The sequence below is a fragment of the Bradyrhizobium sp. genome, assembly GCF_049586575.1.
Lineage (GTDB): Bacteria > Pseudomonadota > Alphaproteobacteria > Rhizobiales > Xanthobacteraceae > Bradyrhizobium.
Window position 1 is genome coordinate 1 of record NZ_JBAVCF010000735.1, and the last position, 4,096, is coordinate 4,096.

6 protein-coding genes are annotated in these 4,096 nt (G+C 62.5%); 1 reads left to right on the forward strand and 5 read right to left on the reverse strand.

Going from position 1 to position 4,096, the window contains the following annotated elements; genetic code table 11:
• The 5 genes from WB528_RS26670 to WB528_RS26690 all read right to left on the reverse strand — a co-directional run.
• On the reverse strand, positions 1–284 hold a 284-nt coding region (locus WB528_RS26670; protein ID WP_423892339.1), incomplete at its 3' end, for a glycosyltransferase N-terminal domain-containing protein.
• A complete protein-coding gene (locus WB528_RS26675; protein ID WP_423892340.1) occupies positions 277–993 on the reverse strand; it encodes a lysophospholipid acyltransferase family protein in 717 nt (238 codons plus the stop codon). The genes WB528_RS26675 and WB528_RS26670, both read right to left, overlap by 8 nt.
• Positions 990–1,238 carry a DUF4170 domain-containing protein gene (locus WB528_RS26680; RefSeq protein ID WP_423892341.1) on the reverse strand — a complete coding sequence of 83 codons (249 nt, stop codon included), beginning with the start codon at positions 1,236–1,238 and terminating at the stop codon, positions 990–992. The genes WB528_RS26675 and WB528_RS26680 overlap by 4 nt, the downstream gene beginning before the upstream one ends.
• 58 nt (positions 1,239–1,296) lie before the next feature.
• On the reverse strand, positions 1,297–2,118 hold the full coding sequence (locus WB528_RS26685) for a 3'(2'),5'-bisphosphate nucleotidase CysQ (protein WP_423892342.1): 822 nt from the start codon (positions 2,116–2,118) through the stop codon (positions 1,297–1,299).
• Positions 2,105–3,505: a TldD/PmbA family protein gene (locus WB528_RS26690; RefSeq protein WP_423892343.1), complete on the reverse strand. Its 1,401-nt coding sequence runs from the start codon at positions 3,503–3,505 to the stop codon at positions 2,105–2,107. Before WB528_RS26690 ends, WB528_RS26685 begins: the two co-directional genes overlap by 14 nt.
• Positions 3,506–3,797: 292 nt before the next feature.
• Here WB528_RS26690 and WB528_RS26695 point away from each other — a divergent pair.
• Positions 3,798–4,096: DUF6101 family protein (locus WB528_RS26695; RefSeq protein ID WP_423892344.1), on the forward strand; the 299-nt coding region annotated here is incomplete at its 3' end.

Here is a 4,096-nt window from a genome sequence, read left to right on the forward strand (position 1 = left end):
GCCGAGGTCACCGTACCTGACGTCAGCAGGATGCGGATATTCAGCGCGCGCACCCTTTCGATCAGGGCGGCGGCGGCCAGGACTTCGCCGACGCTGGCGCCGTGAATCCAGACCAGCGGTCCGCGCGGCCGGACATCCCCGCTCACGCCGCGTCGTTCACCGACGCGCGCCGGATCCTCCTTGCCCTGTTTCAGCCGCCGCTTGATCAGCGCAGGCGCCAGCGGCACCGCCACCGAGGACAGCCGCCGGTAGACCCGCAGCGTCATCGGCAGCGCATTAGCCATGGGGCGCTCCTTCGGGGCGTCCCACCTGTGCATAGGCCCGCACCATGACGTCGTTCAGGGTAGCCTCTAACCGCGCGCGCAGTTCTTCCATCTTCTCAGCGTCGGCGTCGGGTGGCACCATGATTATTTCGCCTCCCACCAATGCCCCGCGCCCGAATGGCAAATTGATCGTGGTCTGGTCCCAGTTCTTCAAACGCCAGTAGCGGCTGGTCACCATCGCAAACGGCATGATCGGCCGTCCGGATTCGCGCGCCAGCATGATGATGCCTAGCCCCGCTACTCGCGAGCGCTTCGGCACGTCGGCGGTCGACGCAACGTTATAGCCCTCTTCGAGGGCCCGCACCATCTCCCTGAAAGCACCGACGCCGCCCTTGCGATGAAATGCCGAACCGTGATCCCCGGAACCCCTGATGGTGCCGATCCCGAGCCGTTCGGCAGCGATGGCGTTGAATTCGCCGTCGCGATGCCGCGAGATCAATACCTTGACGCGATGGAGATCCTTGGTCTTGACGAAAGGGGTGAGGAAGTGCTGGCCGTGCCAGAAGGCAAAGATCGCCGGCATCAGCGGCTCGACGATCTCATATACATCAGGAGGATCGAAGCTGAAGCGGTTGGTGCGCCAGACGAGCCGCAGCAATACGGCCGTGAGCGAACCGACAGCGCGCTGAAACCAGTTGCTGCGCAGCAGATCGCGAACCAGCTTTTTCAATGGCCGGACTTCGTGTCTTGTTCGGGGTCAAGCAGCCGGTGGAGATGAACGATGAAATATCTCATCTGGGCGTTATCGACGGTCTGCTGCGCCTTCGACCTCCATGCCGTATGGGCGCTCGCGTAGTTTGGGAAAAGACCCACGATTTCCACCCTTGAAAGGTCCTTGAACGTGTTGTGCGCAAGATCGCTCAATTCGCCGCCAAGAACCAGATGCAACAGTTGCTGTGGGGCACTATCCGACATGATCCCTCTTCCCAAGCTGAGCCTGGCCGGCAAAGTTTTCGGAGCGTTCGGCACATCCTCAAGGCAAAGGATCGCTTCGAAACTGCTCGACAATACTTGCATGACGATCACGCCCCGCCGCCACCAAAATCCCGTGCGCCACCTCGCGGCGATTGTACAGGATGGGGGCCCCCGATAGCGCGGTCATGCTACCATTCGCTTCCTCCACGATCAAATTGGCCGCCGCAAGATCCCAATCGCGGCTTTGACCGCCTGCAAAAGCCGCATCCAGCTTCCCGTCGGCGACCCGGCACAAGCGGAGCGCCAGCGATCCGATCCGGGGATGAAGCGAGATTTCGCCACCCGAGCGATTTAGCCGCTCGATCAGCGGCTTCGGACCGGCGATGCGGGAAAAATCAAGCCCCGCGCCCGGCGTCGCGTGGACGGGAGCGCCATTGAGCCGTGACCCACGCCCGGCCTGCGCAAAAAAGAATTCATCGCTTGCCGGCGCGAACACCACAGCGATCACCGGCTGCGCATCTGCAACCAGCGCCACGCTGACGCACCAGTCCTCTCGGCCGGCGAGATAGGCGCGAGTGCCATCGATCGGATCGACGATCCAGACTAGATGCTTGCCGATACGTGTCTGGTCGTCGGCACTTTCCTCGGATAGCCAGCCATAGTCGGGCGTGGCGGAGCGAAGCCTGGCGGCGATCAGATCATTGACCGCGATATCGGCCTCGGACACCGGGGATGACGCACCCTTGGTCCAGTTCTTCAATTCAGTCCGGAACAGCGAGAGCGCAAGCGCGCCGGCTTCCCTCACCGCGCCGGTCAAAAGGGCGGCATCGCGCGCAAAATGGTCCGGATCCACATCGTTCCCGGCATCACCGTCCGCCAAGGGTCAATCCCTCGATCCGCAGCGTCGGCGCGTTGACGCCATAACGAAATGCAAGATCGTTGGCCGGCGTCAGCGATTTGAAGATGTCGAGAAGGTGACCGGCAATCGTCACCTCGCTCACCGGATAGGTGATCTTGCCGTTTTCGATCCAAAAGCCGGACGCGCCGCGACTATAGTCGCCGGTCACCCCGTTGACGCCTGAACCGATCAGATCGGTCACATAGAAGCCCCGGCGAATATCGGAGATCAGTTCTGCCGGCGTCGGTTCACCGGCCTCGAGATGCAGGTTATACGATCCCGGCGACGGCGAAGACGATACGCCGCGATGGGCGTGGCCAGTGGTTGTGAGCTTCAATTCGCGTGCAGTCGCGCAATCCAGCAGCCATGTGGTCAAAACGCCCTGATCGATAATCGCGAGCTTCTTGACCTTGACGCCCTCGGCGTCGAACGGCTGCGAGCGCAGGCCCCGACGGCGCAACGGATCGTCGATGATGCGAATGTTGCTGGCAAAGAGTTGCTCGCCGAGGCGATCTTTCAGAAAGCTCGTCTTGCGCGCGATCGACGCGCCATTGATCGCGCCCACCAGATGGCCGACCAGTGAGCCGGATACGCGCGGGTCGAACACAACCGGCACCTTGCAGGTTTCGACCTTGCGCGGATTGGCGCGCGCGACCGTGCGTTCGCCCGCGGTGCGCCCGACGCTCTCGGGCGTGGCGAGATCGGCGGCATGCGGCGCGGCCGTGAAATCGTAGTCGCGCTCCATGGCGGTGCCTTCGCCCGAAATCGCCGTCACCGAAATGCCTTGGCTGGAACGCAAATACGCGCCGTGAAAACCTGTGCTGGTCACGAGCACCATGCCGCCAATTCCGGTCGATGCCGACGCGCCACCCGATTTGGTGACACCTTTGATCGCAAGCGCTGCGGCTTCCGCTTCGCTGGCGCGGCGCTCGAGTTCGGCCGTCGTCGGCACACGCGGATCGAGCAGATCAAGATCGGGGAACTCGCGTGTGAGCAGCGAGGGATCGGCGAGTCCGACATAATCGTCATCCGGCGCCACGCGCGCCATGGCGACCGCCCGCTCCGCGAGGCGTGTCACGCCGTCGCCGCTGACATCGTTGGTCGAGACCACGGCCTGGCGCTTGCCGACGAGCACGCGCAGACCGACGTCATCGCCTTCCGAGCGTTCGGATTCCTCGACACGGCCGTCGCGTACTTCGACCCCTTGCGAGATGCCACGCACGGCAACCGCATCCGCAGCATCGGCGCCGGCGCGTCGCGCGGCCTCGACAAGGCGTTGCGCCAGCGTCGTTAGCGCCGATTGATCGAACAGCTTGGCGGTGGCGGCCTCAGCCGAAAGCGACGATGCGCTTGATGGTGAAGAGATCACGAACAAAATCCCGGGGATTTACGGAGGGGCGGAGAAGCTTCGAAAGCAAATCACTTGAAACATCAGATGTTCCTGATTCACGGGGATTTCAAGCATTTTCACGCCGTCAAAACAGAAGAATTTCAACAACATTGCAAGGTCTCGTCAATCATGCGGACCAAGGTGTTGTCAATCATGCCGACCGAAGCAAAGCCGGTGACGACGGATTAACCAGCCTTTTTAAGCCAATCCGGACACCGCTCTGGCATGCTCTCTCCCAACGACCGGGAACACCCGGCGGGGAGACAAAGCCGTGAGGCGTCAAACAGCAACAAGCGGGATCAATCCCGCCGGGTCGAGCCGCGCATTGCGGCTCGACCCTCTCTCTTTACCCGTGAGCTTCGATGCGCACGATGTCCGCGCCGACAACGGCGTGCGTCGCATCGAACTTCATCGCGAGCGGGTCGTGCTCCGGCGTGCCGTCCAGGGCATGCGGATGGCCATCAATCTTCGTGTCAGCGATTTTCGCGGCATTGCGCTGCGCGGGATCGACGATGCCCAGATGCTGGTGCTGCTGCATCGCGATCCGTCCCTAAGTATCCCGCTTTGCGT